Origin of the sequence: Halorarum salinum (genome assembly GCF_013402875.1) — an archaeon.
In the GTDB taxonomy this organism is placed as follows: Archaea; Halobacteriota; Halobacteria; order Halobacteriales; family Haloferacaceae; genus Halorarum; species Halorarum salinum.
The window spans coordinates 1,949,396-1,966,560 of the sequence record NZ_CP058579.1; the positions used below are offsets into that span (position 1 = coordinate 1,949,396).

General features: G+C 56.5%; 16 protein-coding genes. 7 read left to right on the forward strand and 9 right to left on the reverse strand.

The annotated features are described in order from the left end of the window. Positions 1–390 precede the first annotated feature (390 nt). Genes HUG12_RS21970 through HUG12_RS09410 form a run of 3 tightly spaced genes read left to right on the forward strand, consistent with a single transcriptional unit; the run spans position 391 to position 1,653 of the window. The gene (locus HUG12_RS21970) at positions 391–678 is read left to right on the forward strand and encodes a site-specific integrase (protein WP_321169772.1); all 288 of its coding nucleotides are present in this window, start codon (positions 391–393) and stop codon (positions 676–678) included. Continuing rightward, the gene (locus HUG12_RS09405; protein ID WP_321169773.1) at positions 654–1,400 is read left to right on the forward strand and encodes a site-specific integrase; all 747 of its coding nucleotides are present in this window, start codon (positions 654–656) and stop codon (positions 1,398–1,400) included. The genes HUG12_RS21970 and HUG12_RS09405 overlap by 25 nt, the downstream gene beginning before the upstream one ends. 55 nt (positions 1,401–1,455) lie before the next feature. Further along, positions 1,456–1,653, forward strand: a complete 198-nt coding sequence (locus HUG12_RS09410; protein WP_179268510.1) for a hypothetical protein — start codon at positions 1,456–1,458, stop codon at positions 1,651–1,653. 229 nt (positions 1,654–1,882) lie between these two features. Here HUG12_RS09410 and HUG12_RS09415 read toward each other — a convergent pair whose 3' ends face one another. From HUG12_RS09415 to HUG12_RS09440, 6 genes are all read right to left on the reverse strand, one after another. Further along, positions 1,883–2,314: a hypothetical protein gene (locus HUG12_RS09415; RefSeq protein WP_179268511.1), complete on the reverse strand. Its 432-nt coding sequence runs from the start codon at positions 2,312–2,314 to the stop codon at positions 1,883–1,885. Between the two features lie 289 nt (positions 2,315–2,603). Then, entirely contained in the window at positions 2,604–5,105 is a 2,502-nt protein-coding gene (locus HUG12_RS09420; protein WP_179268512.1) for an ATP-binding protein, read from the reverse strand. 3 nt (positions 5,106–5,108) lie between these two features. After that, positions 5,109–5,285, reverse strand: a complete 177-nt coding sequence (locus HUG12_RS09425; RefSeq protein WP_179268513.1) for a hypothetical protein — start codon at positions 5,283–5,285, stop codon at positions 5,109–5,111. Positions 5,286–5,571: 286 nt separating this feature from the next. Next, entirely contained in the window at positions 5,572–6,681 is a 1,110-nt protein-coding gene (locus HUG12_RS09430) for a tyrosine-type recombinase/integrase (RefSeq protein WP_218836437.1), read from the reverse strand. 2 nt (positions 6,682–6,683) lie between these two features. Further along, complete coding sequence (locus tag HUG12_RS09435) at positions 6,684–6,890, reverse strand: hypothetical protein (RefSeq protein WP_179268515.1); 207 nt, start codon at positions 6,888–6,890, stop codon at positions 6,684–6,686. A 242-nt stretch (positions 6,891–7,132) separates the two neighbouring features. After that, positions 7,133–7,327: a hypothetical protein gene (locus HUG12_RS09440; RefSeq protein WP_179268516.1), complete on the reverse strand. Its 195-nt coding sequence runs from the start codon at positions 7,325–7,327 to the stop codon at positions 7,133–7,135. A gap of 411 nt (positions 7,328–7,738) precedes the next feature. Here HUG12_RS09440 and HUG12_RS09445 point away from each other — a divergent pair, with 411 nt between their 5' ends. From HUG12_RS09445 to HUG12_RS09455, 3 genes are all read left to right on the forward strand, one after another. Beyond that, complete coding sequence (locus HUG12_RS09445) at positions 7,739–9,820, forward strand: RecQ family ATP-dependent DNA helicase (protein ID WP_246308178.1); 2,082 nt, start codon at positions 7,739–7,741, stop codon at positions 9,818–9,820. Between the two features lie 93 nt (positions 9,821–9,913). Then, on the forward strand, positions 9,914–10,549 hold the full coding sequence (locus HUG12_RS09450; protein WP_179268517.1) for a PD-(D/E)XK nuclease family protein: 636 nt from the start codon (positions 9,914–9,916) through the stop codon (positions 10,547–10,549). A 5-nt stretch (positions 10,550–10,554) separates the two neighbouring features. Beyond that, positions 10,555–11,193, forward strand: coding sequence for a hypothetical protein (locus HUG12_RS09455; protein ID WP_179268518.1), 639 nt, complete (start codon positions 10,555–10,557; stop codon positions 11,191–11,193). A 118-nt stretch (positions 11,194–11,311) separates the two neighbouring features. Here HUG12_RS09455 and HUG12_RS09460 read toward each other — a convergent pair whose 3' ends face one another. Further along, positions 11,312–12,070 (reverse strand): DUF429 domain-containing protein, encoded by a 759-nt coding sequence (locus HUG12_RS09460; RefSeq protein WP_179268519.1) that lies wholly within the window; start codon positions 12,068–12,070, stop codon positions 11,312–11,314. Between HUG12_RS09460 and HUG12_RS09465 the strand changes: the two genes are divergently transcribed. Then, positions 12,069–12,404 (forward strand): hypothetical protein, encoded by a 336-nt coding sequence (locus tag HUG12_RS09465; protein WP_246308179.1) that lies wholly within the window; start codon positions 12,069–12,071, stop codon positions 12,402–12,404. The two genes, HUG12_RS09460 and HUG12_RS09465, sit on opposite strands and share 2 nt — an antisense overlap. A 735-nt stretch (positions 12,405–13,139) precedes the next feature. Here the strand turns inward: HUG12_RS09465 and HUG12_RS09470 are convergent. Both HUG12_RS09470 and HUG12_RS09475 read right to left on the reverse strand, forming a co-directional pair. Continuing rightward, positions 13,140–14,327 (reverse strand): hypothetical protein, encoded by a 1,188-nt coding sequence (locus HUG12_RS09470; protein WP_179268520.1) that lies wholly within the window; start codon positions 14,325–14,327, stop codon positions 13,140–13,142. An 11-nt stretch (positions 14,328–14,338) separates the two neighbouring features. After that, positions 14,339–17,146, reverse strand: coding sequence for a DEAD/DEAH box helicase (locus tag HUG12_RS09475; protein ID WP_179268521.1), 2,808 nt, complete (start codon positions 17,144–17,146; stop codon positions 14,339–14,341). Between the last annotated feature and the right edge of the window lie 19 nt (positions 17,147–17,165).

Consider the following 17,165-nt stretch of genomic DNA (forward strand, 5'->3'; position numbering starts at 1 on the left):
AAGAGTTCGTGGCCCGGCTGGGGATAGATCGCAGCGATATGCCTGCGGTGGTCGGTGCAGTAACAATGGGCGAATCTGAAACGATCTATACCGCTATCCTGACGGCAGAGTACCGCGATGAACAGGATTCGTTTGACATCGATATTCAGTACGTGGAGGCGTTGCCGGCTCGTGGGCCGTCTACGCTCGTATACGGCCGGTATCCAATCAGAACATTAGCTGCCGGCCTGGACAACGATACGGAGAACGCCTTCACCGACTATCAGGCTCTGCAGGGACTCCCGAACGGGCCGGAAACGATGGTGAGACACACGAAATCAGGCGTTTCGGTGTTTCACGAGCCGGTCTGGATTGGGGCTCAAAGTCGAGTGGTTCGCACGAGAGCGAACCATGGAACTCGAACCTATCGACCCCGAAACGGCGCTGGAACTGTACATCGCAGAGAAAGAAATGGAGCTGTCGAAGTCGACGCTCCGGTCACACCGATCGCGGCTCGGCCACTTCATCCGGTGGTGCGACGAGCGCGACATCACCAACCTGAACGAACTGACGGGCCGGAAGCTCCAGGAGTTCCGTCTCTGGCGACGGAACGACGGCGATCTTTGCAAGGTGAGCGTGAAGACGCAGATCGACACGCTGCGCGTCTTCATCCGGTGGTTGGGTCCATCGACGCTGTAGACCCAGAGTTGTACGTCAAGGTGATCTCACCGGACGTGACCCCGGACGAGAACAGCCGCGACGTAAAACTCGACGCCGAGGACGCGGAAGCGATTCTCCAACACCTCGAAACGTACGAGTACGCCTCTAGGGATCACGTCACCATCGCGCTGCTCTGGCACACGATGTTGCGGCGTGGAGCAGCCCGCGCCCTCGACGTCGACGACTACGACCCAGAAGAACAGTGTCTCGAGGTGCGGCATCGACCGGATTTGGACACGCCGATCAAGAACGGAACCGACGGCGAGCGCTTCATCGGGTTGTCCGGGTGGTTGTGCCAACTGCTCGACGACTGGCTGCGCGATCGCCGCCCCGACGTGACGGACGACTACGGGCGCGAACCGTTACTGGCTACGCAGTACGGACGGCCGTCCAGGACGACGATCCCAAAGTACGCGTACCGGTGGTCACGGCCCTGCGCGTACGGCGAGGAGTGTCCGCACGGGCGGAATCTGGAGGATTGTGAAGCGACGGAGCAGGGACACGCGTCGAAGTGTCCTTCTTCGATCAGCCCGCACGCGATCCGCCGGGGGAGTATCACGCACCATCTGAAGGAGGACATCCCGGAGACCGCTGTGAGTGGTCGGGCTAACGTCAGTCAGCGGGTGCTGGACCAGCACTATGATCGGAGGACTCAGAGAGAGAAGATGGAGCAACGGAGAAAGTATCTGGATCAGTTGTAGCGACGGGGTCTAAGCGATAATTCTATCAGAAATCTCTCTGTGGGACGGAAATAGAATGGAAGCTGATGCATCGGTACTGGAGTTCTACGAGCAGATTGATTCAATGACGGGGACGCTCCCAGCGTTCAACGAGATGTTGTTCTATACCGGATCGCCGGATGCGAAGATCGTGGTCCTCAGTAAAGCGCCAACGTTACCGAACGGCCCCAATGACCACACGTTGTACCAAACGGTGACTGCGGGGGATAGGTGACCGGTCAGTAGATGATAATGCCTCGTTCTTCCGGACTTATCCCTTTCAGGAAGGGACGAGGAACGATCTGTTCCGGGAGTATGTCGACCGTCTCCTCGAGTTCTGCGACCGGCCGACCGAGGGGATTGGATTCACGGACCTCTGTAAGCGTCCGTTAGCTGCGTTCGGTGAAGAGACATCCCTTGATGAGGTGTGGAACGAGTCACCGTACAGCAGGGAGGATGTGATCCTAGTACAACTCCACCACGTCGATCCAAAAATCGTAGTGTGCAACAAGAAAAACGTCTCCCGACTCCTTTCTCAAGCGTTTCTGGGGGATGACGGCTACGACAGTGACGGGTGGCCGGCGTCGACATGGGATCGAGTGCAGTCGGAGGATGTGATTCTGGTTTATTCGACGATGGCCCACATGCAAATGAGCCTGTTGAGCCGGAAGCGCCTCTCTGAGGAGATCCAGCGGTTGTACCGGGCGGGGTAGAACTTTCGGCCTGAACAGGGCGGTCCACCGGATGCGGTCGTCTACGTCAATGACGTCAAGATCGAAGCAGAGTCCATGGCGGCGAGCGCCTTCGCGCAGGTCCGAGATCTGCTCCCGTGAGGGTTCGGTGTCGGAGTGGGTCTCCTTCTCAACGAGGGTTAGGTCGTCTGTCAGTTCGTTCACACGGTTGGCATCGGGGATGCGGTCGTTGATCTCCGGTGATCAGGGCGGCGGCCGGTGTGATCGGCGAAGGGGACATCCTCGAGCGCAGCTTTGACCAATTCGATGAACCTTAAACCTCTCCTGGGCATCATACCATACCCAAACCCAATGGTGGTCGACCTTTTTACGCAACTCCGAGATGTTATCGTCAGGGGAAATCTCCCATCGAAGCGCATGTTGAGAGTAGAGACTGATTTCATTTCGGGTCGTCACAAGCGCTTGGTAGATCCTCCTCTATTTTTCTGGGACGCTAATTCCATCGAAGATCGTAGTGATTGCGGCAATTGCATCTCAATTCGCAGTATCCGTCGAACTCCTCGTACCGGATCGAGGAGCCACACTCATCGCAATAGAGGAGATCATAAGCTTTCTTGTGGGCTTCATAGACTTCCTCAAACTCGTCAAGACTGAGTGTCAACCATTTTCCTGGAGACCAGTGGACTCGTCGATTTACCTTATTGAGCTGCTGACCGACGTCGTTTAGCACTTTGCCAAACTCACTATCAAGATCATCTACGCGTTCCCACATCTCTTCCTCATCATCGGCGTGAAGATTCAGGTTGTCCTTTGCTCGGCCTGTGAGGGTGTTCAGCCTCCCCGAAACTGCATCCCTGAAGTCACTAAGCCGATATGTCCCACTGGGGTCATACTCCACTTTCCCCCCTATTGACATACACGTCTGTTGTAACATTCGCTCCGTAGCATATCGGAGCTCGTGAGCCGCTCGTTCCATCTCGTCGTCAGCCATAGCTTCTTCGACCGTTTCCCACTGTTCGTAAACATCGATGTAACTTCGGCTCTCTTTCACCCCGTCGTCTATTGACCACTCGCGAAGGTGGACCTTTGATCCGCCGTAGAGTGCCCCCTGGGACCTCAGTTGTTCGGCCCAAAGCTCGTCGTGGGTAGTAATGATGATCTGATATTCATCTGCAAATTCCTCAGCAATCGTACGTGCAATCTGAAGCCTATGATCTTGATCAACGGACATGACGACATCATCGAGGAGAAGAAGCGATTTTTCGTCGTGTTGCAGATAATCAGTAAGCGCGAGATGAAGACAGAGTCCCAAGGAATCGAGATGTCCCTCGCTAAACACGGAATGGGGAGGATATTCCCCGGCATCGTAGAATTCCTTCTTAAGATCAGCTCCTGTATCGGTCACTTCGATCGAAGCTTCCGTCCCATCTTCATCGGGGTGAATCGAGCAATAGTAGGACTCCACTCGATCCGTGATGTCCTCGTAGATCGCACCAATGACCTCACAGCGTGATTCGATGAAAGCCCTTTCAGCAGTCTCGACATCACTGAGGAGGGATCGAAGTCGGTCGACCTCCTCATCGAGTTCCTCGTATTCCTGCCACCGCTTTGCGATTGTGTCGATCCGCTCATATTCCTCCTCGGCCTCACTGAGGTCGTCGAGCTCTTCCGTCCGGGACTGGAGTGAATTGGAGGCTCTGACAATCCGTTTATCTTCAATATCGATCTTCGGGGCCTCTGGTTCACAGATTGGCAACTCCAATCGATGGAAACTTCGATCGTGAATCAGACCTCCCCGGAGGGAATCCAATGATTCCTCAACTCTTCGTTCGAATTTCTCCAATTCCTCGACTTCCGGATATTCGTCTTCATCCAATTCCTTGACGAGGTACGTGAGGTGGTCCAGTCCCTCTTCAAGACGGTTGACAATATCCTGCTGAAGTTCGTCGAGGTGATTGAGTACGCTTTGGAATTCTCGGAGTTCCTCCCGCCGTCGACGAACGTCCTCATGCAATGGCATTTTCTCGTCCCAATCCTGCTGACAAAGCGGGCAAACGTCTGCGTCAGGAGGGATTACGTCCTCACCGAGTTCTAGCAGCTCAAGCCGTTTTGCGCTAACATCGGCCGATTCTCGTTCTCTGCATTCCTCAAGCAACGAGTTCACCCGTTCGAGTTCTGTTGGCAGCTCTTCCTCCAGTCGGTCGAGCCAAGCAACAAAATTCTGGAGTTCCACTTGGGGTCGCTCTCGACGGAGCGCCTGGGCAGAAAGTGTCTCAAGCGGGGATTCGACGTCATCTCGGACGGATTCTGGATCGATTGTCTCAATCGGATCGCCGCCAAAGGATTCTCGTAGCCCGTTAATCTCCTCTAGAAGGGCCTTCCTCAGTTCGTGTTCTTCGTCCGTATTTGAATCTGCAAGCTCTTGGAGTCGCTCAAACGTGTTTTCTCGCTTGGCTTTTGCGTCTTCTAACTCACCTTCGAGGTTCCTACGGGTCCGTTGTAGTGATAGTCGCCTGTCATCGATGTCAGGCAGGTTTAACAACTCACTGAGAACTTGCCGTCGAGACTTCGGTTGCGTGATGATGAGGTCCAAGAGATCATCACGTGTAAGGATGTGCTGGCCTTGCTGGGCCGTTTCGATGATGTGGAGCAATGAATCTGGAAGGTCTTCTTGTGGCGGATCGAGGCGGGAATCGTCGACAGATCGCTGAACGTCTACACTATCGTCCGCACTCTCATCATTAAATGTGGCCGACACGACACAATCGCCATCTGCATTGACGTTCCGAATGATCTCATCTTTATTTACACTCCCCATTCCAGGTCGATCCAGCTGTCGAATATTGTTTGTGAGAAGATAGTTGATGGCCTCTAAGACCGAACTCTTCCCAGATCCGTTCGGCCCTACGATGATCGCATTTCCACAGTCGGGCTCGAAGGTGTATTCGTCCTTGATTCCCCGAAAATTCTGAATCTTGAGTGTCTGAAGTTCCATGGATTAGCTCCTATCCTCTATCACTTGTTCAGAGAACTCATAAGGCGGATCGTCAGCCAAGGCGTTGGCGAGAATAGTCTCTGCAACGTCTTCGTCAACGCTACTCTCCTCAATTTTCGATCTGAATGTATCGAAAATCTCCTCTCGGATTTCGTCAGTGCTCGCACCTGGTTGGACCATTGATGGTAAACGTAGCTGACTGGTAACTAAAAAAACTCTTTGGGGATTCGAGTGTTTTTAAGCCCGTAAGCGAATAGTTCGACTTCAGCTTCGGGAGCCTATTGGAGAACTTCATACTGGCACAACGACGTTCTACGGAGGTGTTTGGCAGAGGGTTCGACGAGGAGTGGTGACTTCTGTACGTCGTATCACGCGAGTCGAGAGCCAGGTGGTCTTTGCTGCCGGCGAAGAACCGAAGGCGTTCTTGGAGGCGTTATCGATCGATATCGTCGAATTCAAGACGGAATCAACCATCAGATTCGTTTAGCGCATTGCGGAGAACTTCTCGCCGCTGCTGTATCTTCTCGTCTTCAGTTCGTATATCGTAGTGTTCGTAGATTACCACTGGTGAGACGTTGCACCGGTCACTGACGACCTCGACGGGAACACCCGCCTTGAGGAGTCGGGTGATGTAGCCCCGACGGATGGGGTGCGGCGTGACGCTCGACGGGCACTTCGACGCTTGGTCAAGATCGGTTGCGGCGCCGCACTCGTCGGGGTCCCGGTCGTGAGGACACTTCAGACCGACCACACATTGGCGGGACCACTTGTAGACGTACTTCCGAATGGTCGACTTCGAGAGCCGACCCTGTGGAGAGGCTAGCAGTGGATCACGACCGTGCTCATCCGCCACGTCCGGCCGTCGGTTCTTGAGGTAGTCCTCGATGAGGTCACACGCCTCTGAGGTAATACTAACCGGCCGCTCTCCCTGGGGACCGTTCTTGAGCGGCGTCTCGGTATCTGGCCGGTGGACCAGCTTCAGATGCGGGTGTTCGTCCTCCCGCTGATAGTCGTCGACATCAAGCCCGTGAGCGCCGCCCATCCGCATGCCCGTCTCGACCAGAATTAGCCAAGTCAAGTGCTCGACGGTCGCGTACTCGTACTTCTCCAGGTAATCGAGGATCTCGTTTGCCCGGTCCGTCGTGAGGGTAGTCTCGCGGACGTTCCCGCCGTCGGGGATGACGGGCGACTTAATCTTCTTGAACAGCCCGTGCTGCACTGCGTCGATGGTCTCACACCACTCGACGAACACGCGGAGCGTGTCCATCTGGGTCTTCTCGCTGGTGACGTTGAGGTCTTCGCGCCGCCAGACGCGGAACTCGTGGACGTCGCGAGCGGAGAGATCGTTGAGGTTTTCCATGCCCTGCTCGTCGCACCAATCGACGAAGAAACCGAGCCGGGACCGGTGGGACCTGACGGTGGCCTGCTGGCACTCGCGGGCCTTATCCTCCAGGTAGAGGTCCAGCGCCTCCTGCGGTGAGATCGGCTCCAGCGTCGTCTCCGTCCGCTCCAAGATGTCCCGGAGGAGCGCTTCGGTCTCGTCTGAATCGATTACATCGGGGATGTCGTTCGACACAGTCACAGCAGCTCCGCCCAGAACTCTTCGAGCGAGCCGTCCGGATGGAAAGCTTCGATCCGATCGGGGTTCTCCTGGACGTAGTACTCCACGGCTCTGCGGAGCAGGTCGGTCGCTTGTTGGTCAGTCTCGTCGAGGGCGTCCACGATCAAGGTCGCCTCGTCATCCGGGAGGCGGGTCGCGAACGCCCGGGAGCTGTTTGAGCCCATCGGCTTGGCCGATGGGAAATCCGACAAAATAGATTGGTGAGAATTGGCGGTTGGTGAGGCACCAATTCACCAATATCGGTGCTGGAAGCGGAAGATTTCTTGCGAAATTGCAGTCGGACCACCAATTTCGAGTGAACGACAATTAGCTCGGTTGGTGGTCGGAATCCAATTTGGTCACCTCGCCACCAACTTCGTCACCCACACGTCGATTTTCGAATTGCCAATTGTTGGTCAGGGGCCCCTCAAACTGGACGATCATGCTCGATATCCGCTTCGGAAAAGGTGACCTCGAACGTCCGCGCGCGGCGGGTAGTCAGGCGGTTGTACCCTATTCGGGTCGTTCCGATGTACTCGTTCAATTCAGAAACGACGTCGTCGGCTAGATCGAGTGTAACGGTCGCGACGTGCTCGTCTTCCAAGTGGTCCTTGAGTGTCACCGGATTCCAGGGCGAGACGAACGATCGCCGCGGGAGCGACCTCTCGATGAAGGGGTCGTTTCGTTGCGTCCTGTGAGTGTAACAGCCGCAACGACGTGTTCCTCGCCGTAGAAGGGATGCCGGTCGTTGGAGATGACGCCGTCCGGCCGTCGGCCACCGGCATCAAAGGTAGTTCGGGCTGTAACAACGGCCTCGAGCGGAAACTCCCTTCAACTGTCCTCGGTTTCTCTGAGACGTTCGAGGTCGTCTGTCCAGTCGGGGTTCCGACCGTACCTCTGGTCTTCGTACGCGGAAGTAACAGGCGTGAGATCGAATCTTGGCCAGTTCTCATACTTGTTACTTGATCCTGTATAGATGACCCTCTCTGGATCTTGGGAAATACTTTTAGCGAGACAACCGATGAGAGGGGGCGTGGACTCGGATTCGAAAAGTGGGATCAGGCGGCGGGGCCAGGAACTATTGGAACAGAGTCTCGGACTAGACGCGGAGTTCCGGCCCGACCAATGGGAGGCGATCGAGCGCTTGGTCGTCGACAAGGAGCGGGTACTACTCGTCCAGCGAACCGGGTGGGGGAAGAGCACGGTGTACTTCATCGCGACAAAGCTACTCCGCGAGCAGGGCCACGGCCCGACGCTCATCATCAGCCCGCTGCTGGCGTTGATGCACAATCAGATCCAGGACGCGGAGAACCAGCTGGGTCTCGAAGCCTGGACGATCAACTCCAACAACACGGAAGATTGGACCGAAGCGAAGGAAGCTGTCGTCGACGGAACCTGCGACGTTCTCCTGATCTCGCCGGAACGGTTGGCGAATATCGAATTTCACGAGGACGTCCTGATGGAAATGGACGACGAGTTCGGGATGCTCGTGGTGGACGAAGCTCACTGTATCTCCGACTGGGGCCACGATTTCCGTCCCGATTATCGTCGTATCAAGCGTATCCTCCAGGAATTCCCGGATCACATCCCGGTCGCGGCGACGACTGCGACTGCGAACGACCGGGTGGTCGACGACGTCACCGACCAGGTTCCTCGACTCCGGGCGATTCGTGGCGACCTGGTCCGTGATTCCCTGCGCATCCAGACGAATGAGATCGGCTCCCGAGCCAAACGTTTGGCCTGGCTCGCCGAGATCGTCCCGGAACTCCCGTCGTCGGGTATCGTTTACTGCCTGACGACCGACGAGGTCGAGACAGTCGCCGAGTGGTTGAGCGATCAGGTGTTGGACTTCGAGCCCTACCACGGTGGGATGGACGGCGACCGTCGCCGTGAGTTGGAGGATCGACTGATGAACAACGAAGTCGACGGTCTGGCCGCGACGAATGCGCTGGGGATGGGGTTCAACAAACCGGACCTTGGGTGGGTCGTCCACTTCCAGCGACCGCCGAACCTCATCCGGTACTACCAGGAGATCGGCCGGGCTGGTCGGGGCCTCGAGGAGGCATTCGCAATCTTGCTCTCGGGGGACGAAGACGACCGGGTCGCGGAGTTCTTCATCGAACAGGCCTTCCCAGAGCCGGAGGATTTCGAGACCGTCCTCTCGACGTTGGAGGCCAGTAACGAACCGTTACACAAGTACGAGATTCTGAAGCGGGCGAACATCTCCTGGAAGGCTGCCTCGCAGTGCCTGGACATGCTCAGGGTCGACAACGCCATCATCCGGGTCGACGACGGCTTCGAACGGACGTCGAAGGACTGGAGCTACGACCACGACCGGATCGAATCGGTGACCCGACACCGGTGGGAGGAACTCGATCGAATTCAGGAGTTCGCCAGAACCGACGAGTGCCTGACAGCGTTCATCGACGACGAACTGGATGGTTCTCTCGAGGGCGACTGCGGCCGTTGTGCAAACTGTACTGAGCCGGTTATCCCGACCGACATCGAGGACGAGCGGCTGATCCAGGCGGCCGTTGAGCACTATCGAGCGGAGTCGTGGGACGAGATATCGCCACGGTACTACCTGCCGACGGAGAACGGTAAATCGAAGATCGAAAAGCACCGGAAGCACGAACCGGGTCGCGTCCTATCCGTGTACGGCGACCCCGGATACGGTGAGCTCGTGAGTCAATCCTGGGAACAGGAGGACACGTACAGCCAGGAACTGGTCTCTGCAGCTGTACGGCAAATCGAGACCGAATGGAACCCCACTCCAGCGCCGACGTGGGTGACGGCGGTACCGTCGCCAACCGACTGGCCGAAGGTTCGAGACCTCGCTCGACGAATCGCGGCCGGGCTTGGACTAGAGTACGTCCAGGCAGTTGAACGGGTCAAGGAAATGCGACCACAGCATGAGTTGGCGAACTCCTACCAGAAACGATGGAACGTGGAGGATGCCTTCGACGTTACTGAGGATGTTCGATCGGCGCCGGTGTTGCTTATCGACGATACCGTCGGATCTCGGTGGACTTTCACAGAGGCAACATTCGAGCTACGGGACGCAGGAAGTGGGTCGGTCTATCCGTTCGCGTTAGCTGAGCGGACTATGTGGTGATTCTAAAGTCACGGATCGCCAGCGTCTTCTCGCGTGGAACGCCAGCTCCCAGGCAGTCGTAGTTTTATCTAACACGGCTATCATAGTTCGCTAATGGCCGCGACCGACGATCTCGAAGAGCGACTCCGAGAGCTCCGGGCCTCGCTCGAGGCGCTGCCATCGGTGTCGGAGCCACCGAAGACGACACTCCGGATTCTCGGCTCGACGAAATCGGAGCAGCACTGGAATACGCTTCTGGCCTACTTTCTCGACCCGTCGCAGCCACACGGGTTCGGTCCCGACTTGCTCAAGAGTTTCCTCGACCGAGTCCAGATCGAGACCGACATCGACCTTGAGTACTTCCACCGAGATATCGAGGCCGTCTCAGTGGACACCGAGCTCACGTCGCCACGGGACAACCGGCTCGACATCGTGCTTCGCGCGCCCAATGCGTGGTTCGTCTGGATCGAAGCCAAGGTCGACGCCTCCGAGGGCACCAAACAGACCGATCGGTACGTTAAAGATACGCACCTCGGCAATGAGGAGAAAGCCGAGTACCCCGACGACGGTCAGCACTACCTCTTCCTCTCGAAGGAACATGCACCGGACTCCAGTGCCGGCGAGTTCGAGGACCTGTACTGGCGCCACGTCGTCGAGGCGTTCAGAGACGAACTCAACCACGCACACGGTCAGTATCCGGAGCGGAGCGTCAATCAACTACGGAGTTCCTGTCGACGATCATCAGGGTGACCAGCATGGAAGACGACGACTTCACGCAAATCCAAAAGGAGAAGGTGCGATTGCTCAACGAGTACCGCGACGATATCGACGAGCCCCTCAATGCGGCCGAGTCACTGCGTCAACGGTCTATCGAGGAGTGGCCGGAGCGATTCCGGAGTGAGCTTGATGACGAGCTCTGGACCGAGGATTGGCTGGTCCGCGAAGACCCTGGGAAGTGGGGCTGCATCTTCCGCGAAGGCTGGTACCTTGATGACAATAATCTCGAACCGACCCGGGACCACGTAGAGACACAGGGACCTACAGGGTTCCGACTGCACTACGTCCACCTGATCCGAAACGAGCGGTCTTTCACGGAGGGGGAACTCACCTATCTCCTGCGCTGCTCGACGAGTGTCCCGATGCGAGATGAGTTCCATCTGCTCTTCAACAACGATCGATGGCAGGAGAGACTTCGCCCCTTGTTGAAAGAGCGTGGAATCACGAACAAGGGCAACAAACGTGACCTGATGCAGAAGACCTACGACGTGGACCAATCGGGGCTTCCAGAGAGCTACTTCAAAACGCTCGCGACAGCATCCGATGAACACCTCCCGATCGCAGAGGTAATTAACGATATCGTTGCTGAAGCCCGCTCAAATGTCCTGGACACATAACCCTGTCTCGTAATTCCGCTTCTTTGTCCTGTTAATATATGCGCCGTAATTTTTCTATTGGTGTCCTAGCCGACCACAATACTGAGATATGAAAAATCGCTCGTAGATTTTACACCAGTCACGAGCCCCCGAAGTCAGGGTGCAGTATCTCCGGGTATATGTCAAGCACTTCGTCCATCTTGGGTTTGGACTTTTCGGGGAGGGCAGGGTACTGAACATCTTCGTTCCGCGGCCCCAGGTCGAGTTCCTTCGCCGTCAGTGCGAGTACAGCAGCATCGATAACGTCGTTCAACCGCCCCTTCGAGATCCGATCGTGCCACTCAGCTCCGTTCTCTCGGTTGAGTACGATATCCGTGACTTCCTCGTGGAGATTTTGGTCCTCCTCCAGTACCTTGAGACGTTCCTCTCGACCATCCGGTGTCTTCTTTCCAGGAAATTGGCTGGAGTCAAATCCTGCAAAGCAGATCTCTGGGTGACTCTCATACGTTTTCTCTTTGGCCCCCTCGAATTCCTGGAGAAAGACGTCTACTTCCAAGACTCGAGGGAAGAGCCACCAACTTTGGCTACCTAGCGAATCACCGTTTAATTCCCGAGCACGATTGTAGTCCTCAGCTTCGATTACGTTCCTTCCTGGAATGGAGAAAACTGTGCTCCTTCGAGAATTTAGTCGGTCCATCGCTTCGTTGTCACAGTCCCGTGTACCAGATACAGGAAGACCGATGGGAATATCCATAAGGATGGATCGGACGTCGTCATCACGGCCGTGATTGAGCCAAACGTTGAGGATCGATGGTTCGGTTGTAACGGCCGTCTCATCGCCTGTCTTGACGACCACCCAACAAGTACTTGCCCAATCCACGCCGAGGTACAAGGTCATGAAGCGCTGGATGCTCGGAGAAACCTTGAAACCTGAGTTGGGGATGTACTCGTGGTGGTCCGTAACAGACAGGGCGTCTCCCTCTGAAGCTCAAATAATGAGGCGATTCGAAACGGGTGATTCGGTCCGGATTGATATTCCTGACGAGACTGATTCCGATCACGAACTATATCACGGCCGGGTTGGGGAGGTGTTAGAGATAATCGAGGACGACGCAGAATGTCATACTGGTGATGAACGTGATTCGCACTTGTTTGTCGTGAAGCTCGAGAATGGAGACATCGGGCATTTTAGGTGGCGTGATTTGCGTCCAGACAACCGATCCCAGGACTGAACTCATCAGGAAATGTGATACGCAAACCGATCAAGAAAGGCTGGGTCGTAGGACTCGTCGACGTGGTTCACGTTGCAGAGCCTCGACTCCCTAATCTTTTGACCAGGGCTGTCATTGCCGAGGCATTCCTTCGTCCGGGGGTCGATCGGGGGTTTCCCGTAGTTGCTAACGAACGCGATGGCGTTCCGCTTAAGGTACGCCCAGTTGCTCTCGGGCCCCGGCTCGTCGGGGAAGTCAATCCTGAGGAAGGGTAGTTGCTGACCCGGCGCTCCATTTCGAGTTCTTCGAGGTAAAGTTCGCGCCCGGCACTGCTGCCGTCGCCCTATATGGGTTATACATCGAGGAGGTTATGGCGCTCGATCAAAGCTTCCCCGGCGTGCTCCCGGAAGACTAAGCCCCTCTTGATTGCCTCCTCCCTCGTACGTACCGGTGAGATTGCCCCGGAGGTTCCGAAGGCGATTCCAAAGTGACGTACCGCTCCCCTCGGAGATGGCGTGGATGCCGACGCGGGTGAGACGTAATTGATCGGTATCCTGACGCTCTTGGTCGGTCCTGAAGAAGGAGTAGACTACCCGGTCTGGCCAATCCGTGTAGCCGTCGCGCTCACCCAGTGTCTGTTTCCCACCAACCTTGGTCTCCAACTGGCTCATAAAGCCATCAAATTGACCTAGGTCTTTTTGGTGAGTCGTCTAACGAGACCGTGGTATTGGTAGAGTCCAAGGATCTTTCTATTCGCTACAACGTTAAACTCTCGGCCGGGCATCCATTTTCTAAGATGTATCGACAGTTGCCGGAAAGTCCCTTGGTCAACGGATTTCTCGAGCCAACAAAACTATCGAACAAATTTGACGTCACCCACTCAGTATCCCCACCCTCATCTTCTCCGTGGAACGTGACCCCCTCTGGCACCCGAAGCCGTTCGTACTCACGCCCCCTCTGAACCCTTTCCTGAAGCGACCGAGTCAGCTGCCACCTGTACGAGTCACGCTGCTGGTGACTCTGTGTCCTTGCAAGCGCGTTGAGCGTAAACCGCCGCTCGATGTAATCCCGGAAATCCGGATCGAACGCCCCTAAAAATGCATCCATGCTATCAAACTCGTCTGGAAGTTCCGGATACTCTCCAGGGTAAGCACGTGGATCCAACTCGATCGTGTCGAAGAACGCTTCATCCCGGACGCCACGGATAGGAAGCCCATAGTCGCAGCGTTTGATGTGCTCCTTGAGGTCGTCCCAGAAATAGACGAGCGGATGATGGCTCGTGGATCGATCGCCGAATTGGCAGTAGGGGTACGTGTCGAGGCCCGTCATGGCCCACTTTTGAGTACGGTACTTCCCGATTACATGGGACCGATCCAAAGCTACCGGGCAGTACTCAACGTAAATCCAGGAGAGCTCTTGACGATGTCGCAACGCCTGAAGAAACACGGCGTACGCATCAACGAACACAGACCTCGCTAGCCCCTCTCTGATGTGATCTTGTTGGGGAACGGCCGGTAGTGCCAAGAATGCCTCCCCAGGGCTATACTGGAGGACGAGGTTGTACACCTGCGTCATGTTCACACGATAACAGAGCCATTGGATCGCGGAGTCATCTGGACCGAGAACGCGGGTCTTGACGGGGGCCTTGTGTTGAAAGACGACCTCTTTGGCCGTGTCGAGCTTGATGTCATATCCCTTCCCGAGCGGTGACTTCGTGTACTGTGTTCCGCCTTCTTCGACTCGGGTGGGTGCGAGGGCAATCCGTCGCTTGAATCCGTCAGCTAAGGCCGAAAGCTGCTCGTGCGTGATGTTGACCTCCAGGGTATTCTCGTTCGGGAGCGTCCCGAGGTCGGCGAAAACGTCGTCAGGATAAACTCGAAAAACGAAGTCTCCAATTGTGAAATCCAAATAACCTGACGGGCCTCCTCTGAATTGGTAGGTCATATAACCTATCTTCACCGCTCGCCCAAGATGCGTTTGACCTCACGTCGGGTGAGGTGACCGGTGCTCGTGAACAACTCGGCGAACGTCTCTGGTTGAATGGTCGAACGTTCGGCGTGTATCATCAACGTAGTAAATGCAGCCACCGGAAGCAGAAGGACTCCTTGACGCCTCGCCTCATCGTGCGCCCCCGAGGCGAACTGTGGCGTCCCAATGGTCAGTTGGAATGGTTGGGTGTCGGCCTTCCGGACCACGTCGGTCGCGTTATCGACGCTAATCTCTCCTTCCTCAAGGTCCTCCTTCGACTTGCATTCGACGGCAATCACGAGGGGGGTCCCATCAACCTCGTACGGCGTACTCTGATCGTCATTCAGGATTGTAAGTTCGCCCTCGGGGTATCGATCTTGCCCCTGTTCGTCGAAGCTCCGGTATTGCAGTCCATTGCAGTTCCCCAGACGCTCCTCACAGTGGTTTTCGAACACCGTCTGCGTCGTCTCGAAAAGGGATCGAATTGCCCCAGTATCGGCCCCCTCACTTCGGGCATCAAGTAGCGTGTTTCGGCGGGAGAGCTCGGGTTCCTCGCAGAACTCATTGATTGCCCGACGAGTATATTTGAACGCCTGCTGACCGGGCATCTCGCCGAATAATCGGAACATGGGTCCAGTCGCAATCTCGCTTGGATGCTCGATATCGAGCCCGTCACGCATGTGATCGATCCACCGCCGCTCCGTCGCGATGTGGTGTCTGGCAAATGCCGCCCCACCAGCGTCCAGCCCGTAGCGCACCTGGTATTCCAGCTGTTCGAGCTGGTCGTTGAATACGGCCACGAGCGGGTCTTCTGCCTCTTCCAGGATCTCCGTGAGCGTCTTAATCCCGCGGGCGAACATCGGCGCGGCCCGTTCGCTTACGTCGCTGGGCGTCCGACTACTCGTGATTCGCCGTCGAGTGAAGCTCACCCCGAGCTCCTCTCCCCTGAGCCAATCGGCAATGACCTGGGCCGTAACCAGCGCGTTCGCGAGCGTCTCGTCGGAGAGATCATCTGAATCGGGAAGGGGTAGTCGGTCGCGAATCGGTTCGAGATCAATTCCCCTCTCACCACCACGGCGGTATAGCCGGCACTGATCGAGGAGCGGTGACGCACCGAGTACTGTGAGGAAGTCGATTACGTCGAACTTGTCCAGCGATTTAACGTCCCGGAGGTAGCGGACGGCCGCGTGCACCGTCGCCGGGGCGATGAGCTGCTTTGAGGTCGCGTACCCGAGGTCGGTTAGGTCGAACCGGCCCGATGATTGGCCGGAATCCACCATGCCCTGAGCGATCAGCTCCTCAACCGTGGCTTCGATCCCCTGGATCGTCTCCGATTCAGGAAGGTCGGTGGTCGCACCGTGGAACGTGTCTGAAAGGAACTCGTAGATTCGATCCGGGCCTTCGTACTCCCGAATCAGATCGAGCACGAGTTCCGGGTCGATAGGGTTGATCGCCGAGGTGACGGGTTCGATGTCGCCGGTGAGAAAGTTGTCGTAGAGGTCCTGCTGTTGGAGCGCGTTCTCCGCATACAGTACTGCCTCCCCGGGGTCATCGCCGTACTGTGGCCGCCCCGATCGGCCGACGAGGTTCTTGTATTCACCGGTCGTCATCGGCCGGCCGTATTCGCCGGAGCCGCCGAGCCGCGGCTTGGTGATGAAGACGCGATCGATCGGGAGGTTAATTCCGGCCCCGAGGGTAGTCGTCGACACGACGACTCGTAAGCTGCCGTCTTCAAGTCCGCCGACGACACATCGTTTCACGGTATCGTTCAGACCAGCGTGATGGAACCCAACGCCGTGAGGGATGCACGCTTCGAGCGCTTCCTGCACCTCGCCACGTCGATCTGCGGCGTCCGAGATCCGCTCCTCGAGATCACGGGTGACGACCCTGTCGACTTCGACCGGACCACTTCTGGGGTGGTCGCGTAGGAAGGAGGCGATTGCTTCCGCGTACCGTTTTGCATCCCGTCGGATCGGGGCAAAGATCAGCGCTTGTCGCCCGGGGTCGCCACTTAGGAACTCCAGCGCTGGGTTGACATGGGGGACCTGCTCGACGTACCTCGAAACTGACTCTGTGATTGGTTCGTCTTCCCGATAGAGATTGAGCTCATCGCTTCCAACGACGTGGGTGCCTTCCCAGAGAGAGCACTTTCGCCAAGTTCCGGAGTCGCTCCACTCGGCCGCCAACCACTTGGCCACCTGTTCACAGTTGGGCGCCGTCGCACTGAGCCCCACGACGCGAATCTCCGGGTACTCAGTTCGGAGCTTGGTTGCCACGACCTCGAGGTTAGGCCCGCGCCGCTCGTTACTGAGTGTGTGAAATTCGTCGATGACGACTAGGCCGATTTCGTTAATGTAGCCCCCATGATTTCGGAGGTGATAGTCGAATTTCTCGTAAGTCATCACAAGAATGTCGGCTGCGAACAGCTCGACTGGTTCCATTCGATCCCCACCCAGCGAGGTCTCCACGGATAGGTCGAATGTATCGCCGATCGTCTCCCGGAACGTCTGAGTTTTCTCCTCGGCAAGTGATCGATAGGGGATGAGGTACACACTTATTTCCCGTTCGACGGCCGTCGCATTATCGACGATGGCGAACTCGGCGGCAAGGGTCTTGCCAGTTCCTGCTTCCGCGACCATGAGAAAGCTCTCGGCGTTGAGAAGGCCTGCATTGAGTGCGTCGAACTGGGTTCGCCAGAGGGAATCGATATCCCGATCGTTTCGTAAATGGTCGACATACGTACTGACGAGCCCGTACTTACTAGTGAGCAACTCGATTTCCGAACTCGTACTCATTCTGTCTCGATGTCTAACT